This is a genomic window from Bradyrhizobium sp. LTSP857, from assembly GCF_000938285.1.
Taxonomy (GTDB): Bacteria; Pseudomonadota; Alphaproteobacteria; order Rhizobiales; family Xanthobacteraceae; genus Bradyrhizobium.
Genome location: NZ_JYMS01000019.1, coordinates 237,951 through 258,018 on the forward strand (window position 1 = coordinate 237,951; position 20,068 = coordinate 258,018).

Here is a 20,068-nt window from a genome sequence, read left to right on the forward strand (position 1 = left end):
TCTTGTTGGAAATGGCTGTTTTTGGCTGCTTTTGACCCGACAGCAGCAAAATGCGCCCACAGGGAGCGGCTTTCGGGGCCTTATTAGCCCCAAAATCGGGGCGGTGAGAAGGCCCCTAAAGGTCTGTCAAAATGTCAAGGCGAGGTGGGGACCTGGCTCGTTCGCACGATCGAGCCCGGCTCGGCGCCACGCGCTCAACTGTGCTCCCTCCCCCCTTGCGGGGGAGGGCGGGGGAGAGGGGTAGCCCAGGAAGAGGTGTGTATGAATTCGACGGAGCGGAATGCTGTTGTCGATGGAGAGAGTCCCCGTGTGGACCCCTCTCCCTAGCCCTCCCCCGCAAGGGGGGAGGGAACGCACCACATGTGTGGTGGCTGTGCGCCAACCAACGAGAGTGCCCTCAAATATTCGCCGCGAGGTCCACGACCTCGTCGAACAGTACGCCGGTCGCCTTCAGCATCTGCTCGATGTCGTCCGCCGCATCTGCGACGGTCCGCGTCGACGTATCGATCACGAGCTCGGCCGCCTCCGGCTTCTCGTAGTCGTTGCCGATGCCTGTGAAAGAGGCAAGCGCACCGGCGCGGGCCTTTTTGTAGTGGCCCTTGGGATCGCGCTCCTCGCAGATGTCGGCCGGCGTTGCGACATGGATCTCGCGGAATGCGGTATCCGCGATGCGGCGCGCGGTGGCGCGGTCCTCGCGGGCGGGCGAGACCGCGGCGACGATCGCGATGTGGCCGTTGCGGGCGAGATGCGTCGCGACTTCCGCGAGGCGGCGGATGTTCTCGCTGCGATCATGCGCGGTGAAGCCGAGGTCGCTGTTGAGCCCCGCGCGCACCGTGTCGCCGTCGAGCAGGATCGGCGAGCCGCCATTGGTGAACAGCCGCCGTTCCAAAGCCTTGGCCAGCGTCGACTTGCCGGAGGCCGGCAGGCCTGTGAGCCAGACCACCGCGCCATTGTGCTGGTAGCGCGCGGAGCGCTCGTCGGGACGAAGCGCCGATTCCACCGGCACGATGTCGACCGGCACGGCACGCTGGCCTGCATCGACCGACAGCACCAGACCACCGCCGGCGATGCGCCCGGACACCTCGATGACGAGGCGGCCGGTGCGCGGATTGTCGGTGTAGGGATCGGTCGCGATCGGATTGGACAGAGAGATATCGATCTCGCCGACATGGTTGCGGCCGATCGCCTTGTTCTCGATGCTCGAGAGTTCGCCGGGGTCGACGGCCTTCTCGATCGCAACGACGGTGGCGCGGCTTTCCTTCGGCCCGCAGCGCACCAGCAGCTGGTCGCCCTGGGCGAGCGGCTTGTCGTGCAGCCAGAAGATGCGCGCGCGCAGCCGCCGCGTCTCGCGCGGGGCGGCATTGGCATGCGCGATGATGTCGCCGCGCTCGATGAAGAGCTCGCGGTCGAGTGTGATGCCGACCGAGCGGCCCGCGCCTTGACGGCCCGCGACCGGCGTCACCGGCCAGCTCTCGACCGTCTTGATCTTGGCGATCTTGCCGGCGGGCATGATCACGATCTCATCGCCGGCAATCAGGCTGCCGGATTCGATGCGGCCCGCGACGATGCGGCGGTCGTCGAATTTGTAGATCGCCTGCACCGGCAGCCGCAGCGCCAGCGCTTCGAGCGGACGCGCCGGCTCGAGGGCGTCGAGCGCCTCGACCACGGTCGGGCCCTTGTACCAGCCGATCCGGTCGGTGCGCTCGGCGACGCCGTCGCCGTCGCGGGCGGAGATCGGGATCACGGCCGTGGGCGTCACGCCGAGGCCTTGCAGATGCGCCGAAATCTCATTGCTGATCGCCTTGAAACGATCGGCCGAGAAATCAACGCGGTCCATCTTGTTGACGACAACAGCGACCTGCTTCACGCCGAGCAGATGCAGGAGATAGCCGTGCCGCCGGGTCTGGTCGCGCACGCCTTCGAGCGCGTCGATGATCAGCACCGCGCCGTCGGCCTGGGAAGCGCCGGTGATCATGTTGCGCAGGAATTCGGCGTGGCCGGGCGCGTCGATCAGCACGATGTCGCGTGAATTGGTACGGAAGCGGATCTGCGTGGTGTCGATGGTGATGCCCTGGTCGCGCTCGGTCTGGAGCGCGTCGAGCAGGAATGACCATTCGAACGGCATGCCGCGCCGCGCGCTGACTGCCTTCAGCATCTCGATCTTGCCGTCGGGCAGGCTGCCGGTCTCGTGCAAGAGGCGGCCGACCAGGGTCGACTTGCCGTGGTCGACATGGCCGACGATGACGATCCGCACTTGCGGTCGCGTCGTGCCATTTGGCATCGAATTGGTGCCGTTCGGGATCGCAGGCGAAGCGGGGGTGACGATCATGTTCATAGCCGCGGTGCGTCCTAAGGTCAGAGATAGCCGGCGACGCGCAGGCGCTCGAAGGCGTCCTCGGTCTCGTGGTCGAGCGCGCGGCCGGCGCGCTCCGGCACCTTGGTCTGCTCGAGCTCGATCAGGATCTCGTCGATGTTCGACGCGGTCGAATTCACCGGGTTGGTGATGTCCTGATCGCCCAGCGAGCGGTAGCGCTTGCCGTTCTGGGACAGATAGAGCGGGATGATCGGGATGTTCTCGCGCTTGGTGTAGGCCCAGATGTCGGCCTCGGTCCAATGCAGGATCGGGTGGATGCGCAAATGCGCGCCTTGCGGCGGCGACGCATTGAAATGATCCCAGAACTCCGGCGGCTGGTCGCGTACGTCCCAATTGCCTTCCAGGCCACGCGGCGAGAACACGCGCTCCTTGGCGCGGGTGGCTTCTTCGTCGCGGCGGATGCCGGCGATCAGGCCGTCAAAGCCGTATTTGCCGAGTGCCATCTTGAGCCCTTCGGTCTTGCGCGCGGCGGAACGGGCGGCCGGCGGCAGCGTTGGGTCGACGGCATCGATCGGCGGGCAGGGCTCGACGCGGAGATCGAGTTCCCACTCCTTGCCGTAATGATCGCGGAAGCGATACATCTCGGGAAACTTCTTGCCGGTGTCGACATGGAGAGCCGGGAATGGCAGGCGGCCGAAGAACGCTTTCCGCGCCAGCCAGATCATGACGTTGGAGTCCTTGCCGAGCGACCACAACAGGGCGATCTTCTTCAGGCGGCCGAAGGCTTCGCGGAAGATATAGATGCTCTGCGCCTCCAGCTGGTCGAGATGGTCCATGCTCGGGGCGGTCGGCTCGACCGAAATATGCCGGGAAACGGGAGTCGCGGAGCCCAGTCGATCTGCGCCGGAATCAGTGCTGAGAAGATGCATCTCTGCCACTTTGCGTTTGGAGGCGAAAATTCTATAGTTGCGGTGCAGAAGAGAAGAAAAAATTTTCTCTTTGCGCACTCAGAACGACACATATATAGAAAATAATTCCAGTCAACCCCGGATGTGGGGGAAGCGAGTGTCGCATGCGGTTCTTGCCGGTGTTCCTCGATCTCAAGGCCGGTCCGGTGGTCCTCATCGGCGCGGGCGAGCTTTTGCGCGCCAAATTGCGCGTGCTCGCCGCGGCCGGCGCGCGCATTCGCGTGCATGCGATCGACGGCAATCATGATCTGGGCGTCAGCTCCGAGGATGCAGCGCGCATAGACATCGCGGCTGGCGATCCGCTCACCGCCGATCTTGCCGGCGTCATCGCGATCGTCTGCGCGGGTGCGGGCGATGTCGGCGTGGCGATGTCGGTCCGCGCCAAGGCGCTGGGCCTGCCCGTCAACGTCATGGACGATCTCGACCATTCCAGCTTCATCTTTCCCGCGATCGTCGATCGCGGCGATGTCGTGGTCGCGGTCGGCACCGGCGGAACGTCGCCGGTGGTGGCGCGGCGCGTGCGCGAGAAGATCGAGGCGCTGCTGCCGGCACGCATTGGCGAGCTCGCCGAGTTCATCGGCGGCTTCCGCAAATCCATCAATGAGCGCATCGCCGAGTTTCCGCTGCGCCGTCGCTTCTGGGAGCGCGTGATCGACGGGCCGATCGGCGCCTCCGTGCTCGCCGGCCGCAAAGGCGAGGCGGACGCGACGCTCAAGGCTATTTCCGATCCGTCCGCGTTCGCGCGTGCCGACAAGCCGGAAGGCTCCGTCGCGCTGGTCGGCGCCGGCCCCGGCGATCCCGATCTTCTCACCATCAAGGCGCTGCGCGCGTTGCAGGATGCCGATGTCGTCTTCCATGACGAACTGGTTTCACCTGAAATCCTCGACCGCATTCGCCGCGACACCACGCGCGTTCCGGTCGGCCGCCGTATCGGCAAGCCCGGCATCGGCCAGGACGCCATCAACAAACGGATGATCGAGGCGGCGCAATCCGGCCAGCGCGTGGTGCGGCTGAAGGGCGGTGATCCCTTCGTGTTCGGTCGCGGTGGCGAGGAGGTCGAAGCCCTGCGCGCGGCCGGAATCGCCTATTCCATCATTCCCGGCATCACCGCCGGGCTCGGCGGCGCCGCCGATTTCGAGGTGCCGCTCACCTACCGTCATGAAGCGACCCGCATCACCTTCCTCACCGCGCACAAGGCGCGCGATGCCGAAACGGTGGATTGGTCGACGCTGACCGATACCAAAATGACCGTCGTGGTCTACATGGGCCTGACAGCTGCGCCCGCTATCCGCGCCGGCCTGTTCGCAGCCGGCCGCTCGCCGGAAACGCCGGTCGGCGTGTTTGCCCGCGTGACGCGGCCCGATGCGCAAGGCGCGATCGGCACGCTGCGCGACCTGCCCGAGCTCGTGCGGCGGACCAATGGCGGTCCCGCCATCCTCATCATCGGCGACGTGGTCCGGCATGCCGGTTCGCTTCGCCGCGAAACCCCCAAACAAATCATCTCTGACCTGTTGGATGCTGCCGAATGACCTCTCCTCTGCAACAGAAACTCAAAATCGCCGGTTCCTCCGTGGTGACCGCCAACCGCACCTGGGATGGTGTCGTCGTCTACCGCACCGCTGCCAAGGGCTGGTCGGCTGACCTCGCGGACGCCGCGATCGTGCGAAACTCCGATGAGGCGAAAGCGTTGCTCGCCGAGGCCGTGGCCGATGACGTCGGTGCGATTGGTCCCTATATCGCTCCGGTCCAGATCGGTGAGGATGGCAAGATCGTGCCCGGAAATCTGCGCGAGCAGATCCGCCGCGATGGTGTGACAATCGACTTGCCGGTTTAACCGCGGGTCGAGCTCTAAGGCATTTAATCATGTACGCTTACGACGAAATCGATCGCACGCTGGTCAACGAGCGCGTCTCGGAATTCCGCGACCAGGTGCAACGCCGTCTCTCGGGCGAGTTGACCGAGGACGAATTCAAGATGCTGCGCTTGCAGAACGGGGTCTATCTGCAACTGCACGCCTATATGTTCCGCGTCGCGATTCCCTATGGAACGCTGGCGTCGAACCAGTTGCGGCAGTTGGCCCATGTCGCGCGCAAATATGACCGCGGCTACGGCCATTTCACCACGCGCCAGAACATCCAGTTCAACTGGATCAAGCTTTCGGACCTGCCGGATGCGCTGGCCGATCTCGCCGAGGTCGGCATCCACGCGATGCAGACCTCCGGCAATAACATGCGCAACGTCACCTCGGACCAGTGGGCTGGTGTCGCGCCCGGCGAGATCGAGGATCCGCGCATCTGGTCGGAGCTGATCCGTCAGCACACCACGCTGCATCCGGAATTCTCGTTCCTGCCGCGCAAGTTCAAGATCGCGATCACCGCATCGGACCACGATCGCGCCGCGATCAAGGTTCACGATATCGGCCTGCGTCTGATCAAGAACGAGAAGGGCGAGACCGGCTTCGAGGTTCTAGTCGGCGGCGGCCTCGGCCGCACCCCGTTCATCGGCAAGACCATCAAGCACTTCGTCCATGGCCGCGATCTCCTGAGCTATATCGAGGCCATCCTGCGCGTCTATAACCAGTACGGACGCCGCGACAATATCTACAAGGCGCGCATCAAGATCCTGGTGCACGAGCTCGGCATCGAGAAGTTCTCCCGCGAGGTCGAGGAGGAGTGGCAGCATATCCGCAACTCCTCGCTTCAGATCGACGACGAGGTGATCGAGGACATCCGCTCGCGCTTCATCTATCCGGCCTATGAGAAGCTGCCGCACATGCCGGACGAGTTGCGGCAAGCTGCGGCCGATCCCGACTTCGAGGTGTGGCGCAAGAATTCGGTGACCTCGCACAAGAATCCGGGCTACTCCATCGTCACGATCTCGCTGAAGCCGATCGGCGCGCCTCCGGGCGATGCCACCGCCGAGCAGATGGATGCGCTCGCCGATCTCGCCGACAAATATTCCTTCGGCGAAATCCGCGTCGGTCATGAGCAGAATTTGGCTCTGCCGCATGTCGCGAAGCGCGACCTGCCGGCGCTGTGGAAGGCGCTCGACAAGCTTGGCCTCGCGACGCCGAACGTCAATCTGATCACCGACATCATCGCCTGCCCGGGGCTCGATTATTGCTCGCTGGCCAACGCGCGCTCGATCCCGATCGCGCAAGAGCTGACGCGGCGCTTTGCCAACCACGAGCTGGCCAATCTGATCGGCCGGCTGCACATCAACATCTCCGGCTGCATCAACGCCTGCGGCCATCACCATGTCGGTCATATCGGCATTCTCGGCGTCGAGAAGAACGGCGAGGAGGTCTACCAGATCACCATCGGCGGCCGTGCCGACGAGAATGCCGCGCTTGGCAATCTGATCGGTCCCGGTGTCAAGTTCGACGAGGTCGCCGACGTCGTCGAGGACATCGTGGAAGCCTATCTGGCGCTGCGCGAGCGGCCGGAGGAGCTGTTCGTCGACACGGTGAAGCGCCTCGGTGTCGAACCCTTCAAGGAGCGCGTCTATGCCACTCGTTAACGGCGGAAAGATCGTCGCGGACGGCTTCGTCAAGCTTGCCGTCGACACGCAGCTGCCCGAGGGCGGCGACATCCTGGTGCCGGCCGAGCGCTTCCTGAGCGATGCGGACGCGTTGCTGAAGCGCGGCGGCAAGATCGGCGTGATCTGGCCGAATAATCGCGATATCGCCGAGCTCGTGCCCTATCTCGGCAAGATCGCCGTCGTCGCGCTGGTGTTCCCAAGCTTCCGCGACGGCCGCGCCTACAGCCAGGCGCGATTGCTGCGCGAGCGCTACAACTATCGCGGTGAGCTGCGTGCCACCGGCCAGGTGTTGCGCGACCAGTTCGTGTTCATGCTGCGCGCCGGCTTCGATTCCTTCGAGGTCAAGAAGCAGGCCGATGCGGAAGCCTTCATGCAGACGGCGAAGCGCTATTCGGTGTTCTACCAGCCGACCGGTGACGGCCGGATCACGGCGCTGCACCGGCGCATGCAGTTGCGTCACTCCGAAGGTGTCGGCACGTGAACGCAATTGCGCCTCAGGCTTCGTCGGTATCCGTCTCTGCGCTGCCATTAGCGGAGGAGCTCGATCGCGCGTTGCGCGATGCATCGCCCGCGGAGGTTATCGCCGCGGCCCTGAAGGCGGTGGGTCGCGAGAAGCTTGCACTGGTGTCGTCGTTCGGCACGGAATCGGCGACGCTGCTCAAGGTGATGGCGGATGTCGACCCGGCGATTCCTGTGATCTTCCTCGATACCGGCTGGTTGTTCGAGGAGACGCTGGCCTATCGCGACACGCTGATCGCGGCGCTGGGATTAAAGGATGTCCGTTCGATCAAGCCCGCGGAAGAGACGCTGTCGCGCGAGGATGCCGACCGCGACCTCTGGTTCTCCGATCCTGATGCCTGCTGTCGCATCCGCAAGGTGGAACCGCTGGCGCATGCACTGAAGCCGTTTTCGGCCTGGATCAACGGGCGCAAGCGCTTCCAGGGCAACGCGCGCGCCGACATTCCGGTGGTCGAGGACGACGGCGCGCGGCTGAAGTTCAATCCCTTTGCCAACGTCTCGCGCGAGGAGCTCGAGGCGATTTTCGTCCGCGCCAAATTGCCGCGTCATCCACTCACAGAGTCCGGTTTTCTGTCGGTTGGGTGTATGCCTTGCACGAGCAGAACGACTGAGGGCGAGGACGAACGCGCCGGTCGCTGGCGCGGTCGCGCCAAGACAGAATGCGGCATCCACACGATGAAGATTCCGTAGCACAGTCAGGCTGCAGCGCCGCGAACAAGAAAATCCGGTTCCGTTGACTTAAGAGCGTTTCGCCCCGAGTTATGCCCGCATGCCATCGATGACGCCGATGTCGTCGAGGTAAATGGAGATGGACATGATCCGCCGTATCGTTCCGCTCGCGGCTGGCCTGCTCGTGACAGGCTTCTTGGCAAGCTCGGCTCTCGCCGCTGACATCAATCTGTTGAACGTGTCGTATGATCCGACGCGCGAGCTCTACGCCGACTTCAACAAGTCGTTCGCGGCCGCCTATCAGAAGGAAACCGGCAAGAGCGTCGAGATCAAGCAGTCGCATGGCGGTAGCGGATCGCAGGCGCGTAGCGTGATCGACGGATTGCAGGCGGATGTGGTGACGCTCGCGCTCGCCTATGACATCGACGCCATCGCGGGCAAGGGCCTCACTGCGGCGGATTGGCAAAAGCGCCTGCCGCAGAATTCATCGCCCTATACGTCGACCATCGTGTTCCTGGTGCGCAAGGGCAATCCGAAGGGCATCAAGGACTGGGACGATCTGCTCAAGTCGGGCGTCGCCGTGATCACGCCCAACCCGAAGACCTCGGGTGGCGCGCGCTGGAATTATCTCGCGGCCTGGGGTTTTGCGCAGAAGAAGTACGGCTCGGTCGACAAGGCCAAGGATTTCATCGGCAAGCTCTACCAGCAGGTACCGGTGCTCGACACCGGTGCGCGCGGCGCGACCGTGACCTTCGTCGAGCGCGGCGTCGGCGACGTGCTGCTCGCCTGGGAGAACGAGGCGTATCTCGCACTGAAGGAGTTCGGTCCCGAAAAATTCGAGATCGTTGCGCCGCCGCAATCGATCCTCGCCGAGCCGCCGGTCGCGATCGTCGACAAGGTTGCCGATAAAAAAGGCACCCGCAACGTCGCCGATGCCTATCTCCAGTATTGGTACACCAAGGAAGGTCAGGAGATCGCCGCGCGCAATTTCTACCGTCCGCGTGATGCCGAGATCGCTAAAAAGTATGAAAACTCCTTCGCAAAGGTCGAGCTGTTCACGATCGACGATGTGTTCGGCGGCTGGACCAAGGCGCAGAAGGAACATTTTGCCGACGGCGGCGTCTTTGATCAGATCTACAAAAACTGATCGGGCGCTGTCGCTTTAGCAGGGGGCCTGGTGAGCGCAATCGCAGTACGACGCCGGACATTGCCGGGCTTCGGTCTCACGATGGGACTGACGCTGTCCTGGCTGTCCGTGATCATCCTGATCCCGCTCGCCGGCCTCTTTCTGAAGTCCTTTGAGCTGAGCCCCGAGCAGTTCTGGGCCATCCTCTCCAGCCGCCGCACGCTGAATGCATTGCGTGTCTCGTTCGGACTCGCTTTTGCCGCGGCCTGCGTCAATCTGGTGATGGGCAGCATCATCGTCTGGGCGCTGGTGCGCTACCGCTTCCCCGGCCGGCGGCTGTTCGATGCCATTGTCGACGTGCCGTTCGCGCTGCCGACGGCGGTGGCCGGTGTCGCTCTGACCTCGCTGTTCGCCGAGAAGGGTTGGCTGGGCGCGCCACTTGCGGCGCTCGGCATCAAGGTGGCGTTCACGCCGCTCGGCATCTTCGTCGCCATGATCTTCATAGGCATCCCCTTCGTGGTCCGCACCGTGCAGCCGGTGCTCCAGGATCTCGATCCCGAGATTGAGGAAGCCGCGGGCAGTCTTGGCGCCAGCCGCTGGCAGACCATCATTCGCGTGATCCTGCCGTCGCTCGCGCCTGCGTTGCTCACCGGGCTCGCGCTCGCCTTCGCGCGTGCGGTCGGCGAATACGGCTCGGTGATCTTCATCGCCGGCAATCTGCCGAACGTCTCCGAGATCGCGCCGCTCCTGATCGTGATCCGGCTGTCCGAATTCCGCTATGCTGATGCGACCGCCATCGCGGTCGTCATGCTCGTTGTCTCCTTCGTCATCATCTTTGCCGTGAACCGGTTGCAGCGCTGGGCGCAAAACCGGATTCCGGCGCGTTGAGGTCGAGACGATGACGATGCAAATCGCCGATACGGTCTCGCTTTCCCCGCCCGATGCGAAGGCACGCGCGCATGCGGCAGCTGCGCGCAACAACCTCCGCACCGAGCCCAAAGCGGTGCGCATCGTCATCATCACGCTGGCGATTCTGTTCCTCTCTGTCTTCGTCGTTCTGCCGCTCGTGGTGGTGTTCGCGCAAGCCTTCTCGAAGGGCATCGTCGCCTATCTCGCCGCGCTCGCCGAGCCGGAGGCACTTTCGGCGATCCGGCTGACACTGGTCGTCGCCGCAATCTCGGTCGGTCTCAACCTCATCTTCGGCCTGGTCGCGTCCTGGGCGATTGCAAAATTCGAGTTCAAGGGCAAGACGTTCCTGATCACACTGATCGACCTGCCGTTCTCGGTGAGCCCGGTGATCTCAGGACTCGTCTTCGTGCTGCTGTTCGGCGCGCAGGGCTATTTCGGCGGCTGGCTGCGCGATCATGACATCCAGATCCTGTTCGCGGTGCCCGGCATTGCGCTTGCAACCACCTTCATCACCTTCCCCTTCGTGGCGCGCGCGCTGATCCCCTTGATGCAGGAGCAGGGCACGCAGGAAGAGGAAGCCGCGATCTCGCTCGGCGCCTCCGGCTTGCAGACCTTCTTCCGCGTCACGCTGCCCAACATCAAATGGGGCGTGCTCTACGGTGTGCTGCTTTGCAATGCCCGCGCGATGGGCGAGTTCGGCGCGGTGTCGGTCGTCTCCGGCCACATCCGCGGCGAGACCAACACCATGCCGCTGCTGGTCGAGATCCTCTATAACGAATACCAGTTCGTCGCGGCTTTCGCGATCGCCTCGCTGCTGGCGATGCTGGCGCTGATCACGCTGATCGCAAAAACCGTTCTCGAAAGTCATCTGGACGAAGGACACGACGCCCGTGACCATTGAAGTCAGGAATCTCGTCAAGAAATTCGGGAGCTTTGCTGCGCTGGACGGTGTCGACCTCAAGGTCGACAACGGCGAATTGCTGGCGCTGCTCGGCCCATCCGGCTCGGGCAAGACCACGCTGCTGCGCATCATCGCGGGGCTCGATTGGCCCGACTCCGGTGAAGTCGCCTTCAACGGCGAAGACGCGCTGGCGCAGGGCGCGCGCGAGCGTCACGTCGGCTTCGTGTTCCAGCACTACGCACTGTTCCGCCACATGACGGTGTTCGAGAACATCGCCTTCGGCCTGCGCGTGCAGCCGCGTGCGATCCGCAAGGACGAGGCGACCATCCGTGTGCGCGTGAAGGAGCTGCTCGATCTCGTGCAGCTCGACTGGCTCGCCGACCGCTATCCGAGCCAGCTCTCCGGTGGCCAGCGCCAGCGTATTGCGCTGGCCCGTGCGCTTGCGATCGAGCCGCGTATCCTGTTGCTCGACGAGCCCTTCGGCGCTCTCGATGCCAAGGTACGCAAGGAGCTGCGCAAATGGCTGCGCTCGCTGCATCACGAGATCAACGTCACCTCGATCTTCGTCACCCATGACCAGGAGGAGGCGCTGGAAGTCGCCAACCGCGTCGTGGTGATGGACAAGGGCAAGATCGAGCAGATCGGTTCGCCCAATGACGTCTATGAGAGCCCGGCGACAGCTTTCGTGCACGGCTTCATCGGCGAATCCATCGAGCTGCCGGTCCAGGTCGAAGGCGGCGTGGTCCGGCTTGGCGATCGACCGCTCACCCTGATCGCGGACGGCCTTGCGCCTGGCGCGTCAAAACTGTTCGTACGACGACATGACATGCTGATCGGCCCGCCCGGCAGCGGCGCCTTTGAGGGCGCCGTGCAGCATGTGCGGAATTTCGGTCCCGTGCAGCGGGCCGAAATTGCCTTGCTCGGCGGCGAAACCATCGAGATCGACGCACCGCGCGACAAGGAACTCCGGGCCGGCGACACGATCGGGCTAAATCCCCGGCGCTACCGGATATTTGCGGGCGCCTGAGCCGCGACGACAGCTCGAATTTTCTGCAAAATTCACCTTTCAGCCACGGTTGGTATGCAACAACGGCCCCTCATTGGGGGCCTGATTCATGCGCGCCGCGGCCGCAATTCTCTTCCTTTTGCTGCTCGCCGGTTGTGCAGGCAACGAAGCGCCGGTTCAGCAGCCGTCCATGTATGCCGATATGTCCGTGCCGGGCTCCAAGCTCGATGCGCAGGCTGCGGCGATCATGATCTCGCAGTACCGCCAGAACAACGGCCTCGGCATCGTCGCCATCGATCCCGACCTGATGCGGCTTGCGGAATCGCAGTCCCAGGCCATGGCGGCGGCCAACAAAATGGACCATGACGTCCGCGCGCCCTTGGCCAAGCGCCTCAGTGCCGGCAACTATCCCGCGACCGTGGCGGTCGAGAACGTCTCGGCCGGCTATCATACGCTGGCGGAAGCATTTTCCGGCTGGCGCGATTCGCCGCCTCATCGGGCCAACATGCTCAAGAGCGGTGTCACAAAATTGGGCATAGCGGCGGGCTATGCTCCGGGCACCAAGTACAAGGTGTTCTGGACCATGATCCTGGCGTCGACGGACCCCCGATAAGCCAGACTTGATCCCGGGATGCATTGACGCCGCGGCGAACTGTCGCCACGGTCGCTCGCCATCTGCTATTGTTCCCGCATGATTGATCATAACAGCCCGGAATCCGCCAGCGTCCCCGCGAATGCGCAACGTGTCCTGGTGTTACAGGGCGGCGGCGCGCTCGGCTCCTATCAGGCCGGGGGCTATCAGGCCCTGTGCGGCTATGGCTTCGAGCCCGAATGGGTCGCCGGCATCTCGATCGGTGCGGTCAACGCCGCCATCATCGCCGGCAATGAGGGCCACACCCGCGTCAAGCGGCTCAAGGAATTCTGGGAGATGGTCTCGGCGCCGGTGCCGTGGAAGCCGTTCGGCAAGAGCGACCACAGCCGCGAGCTGTTCAACTCCACCAGCGCCGCGCTGATCGCGACCTTCGGCGTGCCGGGCTTCTTCGTCCCGCGCGTCCCGCCCGCGCCGATGTGGCCGCCGGGCCATCCCCAGGCGGAGAGCTATTACGACACCGCACCCCTGAAGAAGACGTTGGAGCGGTTGGTCGATTTCGACCGCATCAACGATCTCAAGACGCGCCTGTCGGTCGGCGCCGTCGGCGTCACCTCGGGCAATTTCAAATATTTCGACAATTACGAGTTCAAGAAACTCGGCAAGAAGATCGGCCCCGAGCACATCATGGCCTCCGGCGCGCTGCCGCCCGGCTTTCCGTCCGTGCTCATCGACGGCGAGCACTATTGGGACGGCGGCATCGCTTCCAACACGCCGCTCGACTTCGTGCTCGATGCGGAGATCGATCGCGACCTCCTGATCTTCCAGGTCGACCTGTTCAGCGCCCGCGGCGATTTCCCGACCTCTCTGCTCGAGGCCGCCGAGCGCGAGAAGGACATCCGCTTTTCCAGCCGCACGCGGATGAACACCGACAAGAACAAGCAGATCCACAACGCCCGCAGGGCGGTGCGCGACCTGATCGGCAAATTGCCGGATTATCTGAAGAACGATCCGTCCGTCGAATACCTGGCGAAAGCGTCGCGCGAAAGCACCGTCACGGTGGTGCACCTGATCTATCGCAGCAAGAACTATGAATCCTCGTCCAAGGACTACGACTTCTCGCATGTCGCCATGGTCGAGCATTGGGAAAGCGGCGTGCGCGACGTGCATTTGTCGATGCGCCACAAGGACTGGCTCGAGCGGCCGCAGTCGGACGAGACCATGGTGACCTACGATCTCACGGGGGACGTCACCGCGCCCCCGCCAAAAAGGAGCGAATAACATGGGTAGTTTGTCAGGCAAGAACGCCGTCGTGACCGGTTCGACCAGCGGCATCGGGCTCGCCTATGCGCGGGCCTTCGCCGCCGCCGGCGCCAATGTCGTTATCAACGGCTTCGGCTCGCCCGAGGACATCGAGAAGGAGCGCGCCAAGATCGAATCCGACTTCGGCGTGAAGGCGGTCTACTCGCCTGCCGACATGACCAAGCCTGCCGAGATCGCCGGGATGATCGCACTCGGTGAGAAGTCGTTCGGCTCGGTCGACATCCTCGTCAACAATGCCGGCATCCAGTTCGTCTCGCCGATCGAGGAATTCCCGCCCGAGAAGTGGGACCAGATCATCGCGATCAATCTGTCCTCGGCCTTCCATGCCATCCGCGCCGCCGTTCCCGGCATGAAGAAGAAGGGCTGGGGCCGCATCATCAACACGGCGTCGGCGCACTCGCTGGTCGCCTCGCCCTTCAAGTCGGCCTATGTGTCGGCCAAGCATGGCATCGCTGGCCTGACCAAGACCGTGGCGCTGGAAGTCGCGACCAACAAGATCACCTGCAACTGCATCAGCCCCGGCTATGTCTGGACGCCGCTGGTCGAGAAGCAGATCCCCGACACGATGAAGGCCCGCAGTCTCACGCGCGAGCAGGTCATCAACGACGTGCTGCTCGATGCGCAGCCGACCAAGGAGTTCGTCACCTCCGAGCAGGTCGCAGCACTTGCGCTGTTCCTGTGCGGCGACGACGCCGCGCAGATCACCGGCTCCAACCTCTCGATCGATGGCGGCTGGACCGCGGAGTAGGGCCTCGGACCGTAGGGTGGGCAAAGGCGCGCGAGCGCCGTGCCCACCATCCTTCTCTGATCGAGGAGACGCGGTGGGCACGCTTCGCTTTGCCCACCCTACAAGACGGCGCCACGCTCCGTTCAATGACTCCAGGCCAGCGCCGTCACGATCGCGGATGACAGGTTCAATTCCGTGAACATGATCCTGCCGGCGACCACGAACAGGACGCTAGCGAGCGCGAAGCGCAAGACTGTTTCCGGCACGCGCGTCGCGCTGTAGCTGCCGAGAACGATGCCGGGCAGCGAACCGAGCAGCAAAACGCCCATCAGGTGCCAGTCGACCGAGCCGAGCATCCAGTGCCCGGTGCCGGCCACCAGCGTCAGCGGCACCGCATGCGCGATGTCGGAGCCGACGATGGTCGCCATCGGCAGGCGCGGATAGAGCAGCAGCAGCACCGTCACGCCGACCGCACCAGCGCCGACGGACGAGATCGAGACCAGGACGCCAAGCACGATTCCGGTGACGACGGTCGCGATTGCCGTGGTGCGCGCGTCGACCTGTTCCAGGCGCCGGCGATAGCGCTCCATGAGCGACTTGCGGAAGATCAGCGATGTCGCCGTCAGCATCAACGCAAAGCACAGCACCAGATTGACCAGATTGCGCTCGGAATCGGCTCTGAGGTCGAGCTTCCACAGCACGAGCAGCGTGAGCGCACTTGCGGGGATGCTGCCGCAGGCGAGCCGCAGCACGGCCGGCCAGTGTACGCTGCGCGACCAGCCATGCACGACGCTGCCGCCGGTCTTGGTTGCGGCCGCATAGAGCAGGTCGGTTCCGACAGCGGTGGAGGGATGGATGCCGAACAGCAGGATCAGCAGCGGCGTCATCAGCGAGCCGCCTCCCACGCCGGTCATCCCGACAAGCAGGCCGACGCCGAATCCCGAGGCGACGTAGAGTGGATCAATCATGGTCTGGGGAATCTTAGGTTTATCTCGTCAGCAGGGCAATATGACGTAGAATAAACTTTCACAGAGAGGCAACTGCTTCGGGCGAATAAGAAAAATCGTGCCTGGATCGAGGAATAGGCAGTCATTTTGCCCCATTAGCTAGTGTCTTGCGAAATGGACGTTGCGTGGGGGAAAGGCGAGGGGACGGACGAGTACGGTCTGACTACTTGCCAAACGCTAGCACGTGCAGCCCAAGGCGCTGCCGCACGATCCAGAACAGCAGCACCGTCTCGAAGGTCAGCGAAATCGAGGTCGCGGCCGCGGCGCCATGGCCGCCGAAGCGCGGCACCAGCGCGATGCAGAGCACGAGGTTCATCACGAAGGCCAGCGCATAGGCCAGTGCGCAGATCTTCTGCTGGCCGAGCATGTTGAGCAGCCGCTCGACCGGGCCGATCGCGGCGCGCACCACCAGGCCAATCGCGGCGACGAACATGATGTCGTAGCCGATCACGAATTGCGGTCCGAACAGCCACAGCAGCGGCTTGCCGAGCCCGAGCAGCACGGCGGTCGCCGCCAGCGACGGCCAGAACGTCCAGTTGATGGCGTGCGCCACGTAGGCCGACAGGCGCGCCTTGTCGCCGAGCGCATTGTATTCGGCAAAGCGATGCGCCGTCGTCGCCGACATCGCGTAGTGAATGAAGGACACCAGCGCCAGCGTCTTCACCACCGCAAAATAGACGCCGACCTCGTCTGAGGGGCGAAATTGCTGGAGCACCAGCACATCGGTGTAGGACAGCAGCAGGTAAAAACTCTCGACCAGCAGGATCGGCAGCGAGACGGCGAGCCAGCCGCCGATGTCGTAGGCCTTGGGACCGGGCGCGATGTGGTCGGCGAGCTTGCGGTTCAGCACCACCATCTGCCCGGTCATCGCGATCCACACCGCACCTAGGCTCGCGACCATCGCAGCGACCGCGCCGAGATGATAGCCGAGCAGGAAGGCAGACGCCGTGATGCCCATGATCAGCGCCTGGCGAATGATGAATTGCGGCATCAGGCCGAGCTGCATCCAGTCATGCGAGCGTGCGATGCCGTCCTGGGTGTTGGCGACAACGAAGGCCGGCAACGTCATGCAGCCGATATAGAGCGGCAGCACCTCGGCCGGATCGATCCAGGGCGAGAGCAGTTTGACGATACCGGCAAGCGCAAGCGACACCAGCGTGGACACTGCGAAGGTCAGCCAGCGGCTGCCGGAGAGAAAGCCGCGCAGCAGCGCATGCTCGCCGCTGGTGCGGTACTCCGGAATGATTTTTTGTGCGGAGGCCGAGATGCCGAAATCCATCATGCTGCCGAGCAGCAGCACCCAAGTCCAGACGTAGACATAGATGCCGTAGTCGGACGTGCCCATCCAGCGCGCGAGCAGGACCTGCGCGACATAGGCGAGGCCCGCACTGATCACGCGGATGACGAAGATGGTGCCGGCCAGCCGCCGCGTCAGCGACGCTTCGCTTGAGCCGCCCGTCAATTTGGCCCGCAGCCGTGCGATCAGGCCGGCCGGTCCGGTCGAGGCAGGTTCTGCATCCATCACGGCCAATTCGAAGAATCCCCAGGCGTCCCGCATGCTGCGGCAGCCATGTGCGGTATCCCTGGGAATTAGCAACCATTCGTTAAGATTCGGTTGGGTGGAGCTTGCTCTGGCCCCCCTGTCGTCCTGGCGAACGCCAGGACCCATTACCCCAGGGAGAAGTTGCTGCGCGAGCTGGTCACCACGAGTCTTCGTCCAACCACTTTCGGTGGCAATGGGTCCTGGCTTTCGCCAGGACGACCATCACTCCAAATTCGTATTGAACTCGTACGACTTCTCCGGTCCGACCAGCGTGAACTTCAGCGCTGCGCCGTCGGGCTTGGCGCCTGGCGGCAGCCCGTCGAGCTCGAAGGAGAAGCGTTTCACCCCTGGCGGGCTGTGCTCGACTGGCGCTGGGATCGGCAGTGACCAGTCGGGCGTCGGTCCTTCCACGAACAGATTGACGTTGCCTTTGTCCGGCGCAACCACATCGACCACCACGTACTTGGCGCCGTCGCGCTTGACGTCGCGGATGGTCAGCGGATTGGGGTCGCCGATCGTGGCGGGCTTGGGTACGGTGTCGAGCGCCGCGAACAGCGCGCCGTCCTCGGTCGAGGCGACGCTGTTGAAGCCAAGCTCGGCGCTGGCCTCGACGGGAATGCAGAGCTTTTCGCACACTGCGTAATTGATCTCGGCGCGTAGCGTGACCGGCTTGTCGGCCGTCTTCGGAACGATGCGGAGCGGCAGCACGATCTGGTCGTGATAGCCGATCGAATGGCCGCCCGCGCCGTCGTCGAACTTCAGCGGCGCCGGCCACATGATCGTCACCGCCTCGACATTATCCGACTTCGAGAAGTCGAATCGCGGTGGAACGCCGGAATCGCCGGGGCTGCGCCAGTAGGTCTTCCAACCCGGCTGGATCTGGAAGGCGATACCGCCGAGCAGGACCGCACCGCTGCGCGACCCCGCCAGCAGCCGCACCGCGGAATGTCCGTCGCGCTGCCATGGCGAGGCGTCGTCGGCGCGCGCCGCAAGCGCCAGCGACGACGCGAGCAAGGTTGTTGCGACGCCCATCGCCGCACGCAGGGGAACTATGCTGAGCATGGCACGTCTTTACAGGGTCACTCCGGGGCAAACCATTGAATTGCTTGTGATGGATGCACTTGAATCAGCTCTCTGCAAGCCTTGATTTGACAGCGGCCGAGCCCGACATCAGGATAGGAATGGAAACCGGAGTGCTTTACCGATGGCTCCTACTGGCAAAAGGACTGGCGACAGCACCCGGGTCGCGGGCTCGGCGTTTCCCAGTTCGGCCGGGTATCTCGACGGCCGGCTCCTGATCGCGATGCCTGTGATGGGCGATTCCCGCTTCGAGCGCTCGGTGATCTATCTCTGCGCCCATTCGGCGGAGGGGGCGATGGGCATCATCGTCAACCATCCGGCCGGCAGCATCGATTTCCCCGAGCTCCTGGTGCAGCTCGGGATCATCAAGAAGGGTGAGCAGATCAAGCTGCCGGAGAACGCCGAAAGCATGAAGGTGCTGCGCGGCGGCCCGGTCGATACCGGCCGCGGCTTCGTGCTGCATTCCAGCGATTTCTACATCGACAACGCGACGCTGCGGATCGACGACGGCGTCTGCCTCACCGCGACCGTGGACATCCTGCGCGCGATCGCCAAGGGCTCCGGACCCAAGCACGCCATCCTCGCACTCGGCTATGCCGGCTGGGCGCCGGGCCAGCTCGAGACCGAGATCCAGAGCAATGGCTGGCTGCATTGCGACGCGGATGCGGATCTGATCTTCGGCGATGACGTCGACGAAAAGTATGGACGCGCCCTGCGCAAGATCGGCATCGATCCCGGTATGCTGTCGAACGAGGCCGGGCACGCGTAGCCTCATTCTCCGCTGTCATGCTCCGGCTTGACCGGGGCATCCAGTACGCCGCGGCCGATCGATTCAATCACAAACGTCTCGGAGTACTGGATCGCCCGGTCAAGCCGGGCGATGACCACCTCCGACGGTGGATGACGCGCTACTCCGCCGCCTGCTGCTGCACCGTCGGCTCGGTCCCCGCCACCGTCGCACGCCGCATGTCGCGGGGCTGGGACTGGTCGTAGCGGCGGACGCGGTGCATGGTCTGGCGGTTGTCCCACATCACGAGGTCATGCAGCTTCCATTTGTGGACGTAGACGAACTCTGCTTGCGTTGCGTGCTCGTTGAGGTCCCGCAGCAACAGGCGCCCCTCAGGCACGCTCATGCTGACGATCTTGCCGGCGTGTGATGAGAGATACAGCGACTTGCGGCGATGGACGGGATGGGTCCGCACCAGCCGTTGCAGCACCGGCTTGAACATCGCCTTCTCGTCGTCGGTATATTCGGTGAAGCCAAGCGAACCGCGCGAATACATCAGCGAGTGTTCGCAGACGAGTTCTTCGAGCTCCGCCTTGGTCTCGTCGTCGAGCGCGTCATAGGCTGCGCGCATGTCGGCGAATTCGGTGTTGCCGCCCTTCGGGTTCACCACGCGGGCCGAGAGCAGTGAGAATTTTGCAGGGATCGGACGGAACGAACTGTCGGAGTGCCAGAGGCAGTTGCCGAGATTGAACAGATGCGTGCGGCTGTCCTTGGCCAGCGGCTTGCCGTCCTTGCCGAGATTGGAGACGTCGTTGAGGCCGGACTGGAGCCGGTAGTCCTGCGCCTTGGTCACGGTGCCGCCGCGCGCGTCCTCGCGTTGGCCGAAATTGAGCGCGAAGGCCATCTGCTGCTCGTCGTTGATGTCCTGGTCGTGAAAGACGAGCACCGCGTATTTGTCCATGGCGGACTCGACCTCGCGCGCCTCGCTCTCGGTAAGAGGCTTTCGCAGATCGAGGCCGGAAACCTCGCCGGCAAAATGCGTCTGAAGCTGCCGGATGGCGATCGTCATGGCGTTTCTCCGCGGACCGCGAGCGGTTGGCCCGCTCTGTTGGCGAAAAAG

At 63.9% G+C, this 20,068-nt stretch carries 19 protein-coding genes; 13 read left to right on the plus strand and 6 right to left on the minus strand.

Annotated features, from left to right (window positions below):
* Positions 1–397: 397 nt before the first annotated feature.
* Both cysC and cysD read right to left on the minus strand, forming a co-directional pair.
* The gene (gene cysC, locus UP06_RS10890) at positions 398–2,335 is read right to left on the minus strand and encodes an adenylyl-sulfate kinase (protein WP_045002534.1); all 1,938 of its coding nucleotides are present in this window, start codon (positions 2,333–2,335) and stop codon (positions 398–400) included.
* Between the two features lie 20 nt (positions 2,336–2,355).
* Positions 2,356–3,150: a sulfate adenylyltransferase subunit CysD gene (gene cysD / locus UP06_RS10895; protein ID WP_045002627.1), complete on the minus strand. Its 795-nt coding sequence runs from the start codon at positions 3,148–3,150 to the stop codon at positions 2,356–2,358.
* A gap of 236 nt (positions 3,151–3,386) precedes the next feature.
* Between cysD and cysG the strand changes: the two genes are divergently transcribed.
* From cysG to UP06_RS10955, 12 genes are all read left to right on the plus strand, one after another.
* A complete protein-coding gene (cysG, locus tag UP06_RS10900) occupies positions 3,387–4,811 on the plus strand; it encodes a siroheme synthase CysG (protein ID WP_045002535.1) in 1,425 nt (474 codons plus the stop codon).
* Positions 4,808–5,116, plus strand: a complete 309-nt coding sequence (locus UP06_RS10905) for a DUF2849 domain-containing protein (RefSeq protein ID WP_045002536.1) — start codon at positions 4,808–4,810, stop codon at positions 5,114–5,116. Before cysG ends, UP06_RS10905 begins: the two co-directional genes overlap by 4 nt.
* A 29-nt stretch (positions 5,117–5,145) precedes the next feature.
* Positions 5,146–6,801, plus strand: coding sequence for a nitrite/sulfite reductase (locus UP06_RS10910; RefSeq protein ID WP_045002537.1), 1,656 nt, complete (start codon positions 5,146–5,148; stop codon positions 6,799–6,801).
* Positions 6,788–7,303 carry a DUF934 domain-containing protein gene (locus UP06_RS10915; protein ID WP_045002538.1) on the plus strand — a complete coding sequence of 172 codons (516 nt, stop codon included), beginning with the start codon at positions 6,788–6,790 and terminating at the stop codon, positions 7,301–7,303. The genes UP06_RS10910 and UP06_RS10915 overlap by 14 nt, the downstream gene beginning before the upstream one ends.
* On the plus strand, positions 7,300–8,031 hold the full coding sequence (locus UP06_RS10920) for a phosphoadenylyl-sulfate reductase (protein ID WP_045002539.1): 732 nt from the start codon (positions 7,300–7,302) through the stop codon (positions 8,029–8,031). The genes UP06_RS10915 and UP06_RS10920 overlap by 4 nt, the downstream gene beginning before the upstream one ends.
* Positions 8,032–8,143: 112 nt before the next feature.
* Positions 8,144–9,157, plus strand: coding sequence for a sulfate ABC transporter substrate-binding protein (locus UP06_RS10925; protein ID WP_156162892.1), 1,014 nt, complete (start codon positions 8,144–8,146; stop codon positions 9,155–9,157).
* Positions 9,158–9,187: 30 nt separating this feature from the next.
* Positions 9,188–10,024: a sulfate ABC transporter permease subunit CysT gene (gene cysT / locus UP06_RS10930; RefSeq protein ID WP_082081333.1), complete on the plus strand. Its 837-nt coding sequence runs from the start codon at positions 9,188–9,190 to the stop codon at positions 10,022–10,024.
* A 10-nt stretch (positions 10,025–10,034) separates the two neighbouring features.
* The gene (gene cysW / locus UP06_RS10935) at positions 10,035–10,946 is read left to right on the plus strand and encodes a sulfate ABC transporter permease subunit CysW (RefSeq protein WP_045002541.1); all 912 of its coding nucleotides are present in this window, start codon (positions 10,035–10,037) and stop codon (positions 10,944–10,946) included.
* Positions 10,936–11,973: a sulfate/molybdate ABC transporter ATP-binding protein gene (locus UP06_RS10940; protein WP_045002542.1), complete on the plus strand. Its 1,038-nt coding sequence runs from the start codon at positions 10,936–10,938 to the stop codon at positions 11,971–11,973. The genes cysW and UP06_RS10940 overlap by 11 nt, the downstream gene beginning before the upstream one ends.
* Positions 11,974–12,061: 88 nt before the next feature.
* Entirely contained in the window at positions 12,062–12,565 is a 504-nt protein-coding gene (locus UP06_RS10945) for a CAP domain-containing protein (protein WP_045002543.1), read from the plus strand.
* Between the two features lie 78 nt (positions 12,566–12,643).
* On the plus strand, positions 12,644–13,822 hold the full coding sequence (locus UP06_RS10950; protein ID WP_045002544.1) for a DUF3734 domain-containing protein: 1,179 nt from the start codon (positions 12,644–12,646) through the stop codon (positions 13,820–13,822).
* A gap of 1 nt (position 13,823) precedes the next feature.
* A complete protein-coding gene (locus tag UP06_RS10955; RefSeq protein WP_045002545.1) occupies positions 13,824–14,612 on the plus strand; it encodes a 3-hydroxybutyrate dehydrogenase in 789 nt (262 codons plus the stop codon).
* 122 nt (positions 14,613–14,734) lie between these two features.
* On the opposite strand, the gene UP06_RS10960 is transcribed toward UP06_RS10955, so the two are convergent.
* From UP06_RS10960 to UP06_RS10970, 3 genes are all read right to left on the minus strand, one after another.
* On the minus strand, positions 14,735–15,559 hold the full coding sequence (locus tag UP06_RS10960) for a sulfite exporter TauE/SafE family protein (protein ID WP_045002546.1): 825 nt from the start codon (positions 15,557–15,559) through the stop codon (positions 14,735–14,737).
* Positions 15,560–15,761: 202 nt separating this feature from the next.
* Positions 15,762–17,129 (minus strand): oligosaccharide flippase family protein, encoded by a 1,368-nt coding sequence (locus UP06_RS10965; protein WP_045002630.1) that lies wholly within the window; start codon positions 17,127–17,129, stop codon positions 15,762–15,764.
* Positions 17,130–17,363: 234 nt separating this feature from the next.
* The gene (locus UP06_RS10970; protein ID WP_045002547.1) at positions 17,364–18,203 is read right to left on the minus strand and encodes a protein-disulfide reductase DsbD domain-containing protein; all 840 of its coding nucleotides are present in this window, start codon (positions 18,201–18,203) and stop codon (positions 17,364–17,366) included.
* A gap of 142 nt (positions 18,204–18,345) precedes the next feature.
* Between UP06_RS10970 and UP06_RS10975 the strand changes: the two genes are divergently transcribed.
* A complete protein-coding gene (locus UP06_RS10975; protein WP_045002548.1) occupies positions 18,346–18,990 on the plus strand; it encodes a YqgE/AlgH family protein in 645 nt (214 codons plus the stop codon).
* Between the two features lie 139 nt (positions 18,991–19,129).
* On the opposite strand, the gene UP06_RS10980 is transcribed toward UP06_RS10975, so the two are convergent.
* Positions 19,130–20,017: a TauD/TfdA dioxygenase family protein gene (locus UP06_RS10980; protein ID WP_045002549.1), complete on the minus strand. Its 888-nt coding sequence runs from the start codon at positions 20,015–20,017 to the stop codon at positions 19,130–19,132.
* Positions 20,018–20,068 lie beyond the last annotated feature (51 nt).

Coding starts and splice junctions, on each gene's coding strand:
- cysC (WP_045002534.1), bottom strand. CDS start 2,335: ATGAACATGATCGTCACCCCCGCTTCGCCTGCGATCCCGAACGGCACC.
- cysD (WP_045002627.1), bottom strand. CDS start 3,150: ATGGACCATCTCGACCAGCTGGAGGCGCAGAGCATCTATATCTTCCGC.
- cysG (WP_045002535.1), top strand. CDS start 3,387: ATGCGGTTCTTGCCGGTGTTCCTCGATCTCAAGGCCGGTCCGGTGGTC.
- UP06_RS10905 (WP_045002536.1), top strand. CDS start 4,808: ATGACCTCTCCTCTGCAACAGAAACTCAAAATCGCCGGTTCCTCCGTG.
- UP06_RS10910 (WP_045002537.1), top strand. CDS start 5,146: ATGTACGCTTACGACGAAATCGATCGCACGCTGGTCAACGAGCGCGTC.
- UP06_RS10915 (WP_045002538.1), top strand. CDS start 6,788: ATGCCACTCGTTAACGGCGGAAAGATCGTCGCGGACGGCTTCGTCAAG.
- UP06_RS10925 (WP_156162892.1), top strand. CDS start 8,144: ATGGAGATGGACATGATCCGCCGTATCGTTCCGCTCGCGGCTGGCCTG.
- cysW (WP_045002541.1), top strand. CDS start 10,035: ATGACGATGCAAATCGCCGATACGGTCTCGCTTTCCCCGCCCGATGCG.
- UP06_RS10945 (WP_045002543.1), top strand. CDS start 12,062: ATGCGCGCCGCGGCCGCAATTCTCTTCCTTTTGCTGCTCGCCGGTTGT.
- UP06_RS10950 (WP_045002544.1), top strand. CDS start 12,644: ATGATTGATCATAACAGCCCGGAATCCGCCAGCGTCCCCGCGAATGCG.
- UP06_RS10955 (WP_045002545.1), top strand. CDS start 13,824: ATGGGTAGTTTGTCAGGCAAGAACGCCGTCGTGACCGGTTCGACCAGC.
- UP06_RS10960 (WP_045002546.1), bottom strand. CDS start 15,559: ATGATTGATCCACTCTACGTCGCCTCGGGATTCGGCGTCGGCCTGCTT.
- UP06_RS10970 (WP_045002547.1), bottom strand. CDS start 18,203: ATGCTCAGCATAGTTCCCCTGCGTGCGGCGATGGGCGTCGCAACAACC.
- UP06_RS10975 (WP_045002548.1), top strand. CDS start 18,346: ATGGCTCCTACTGGCAAAAGGACTGGCGACAGCACCCGGGTCGCGGGC.
- UP06_RS10980 (WP_045002549.1), bottom strand. CDS start 20,017: ATGACGATCGCCATCCGGCAGCTTCAGACGCATTTTGCCGGCGAGGTT.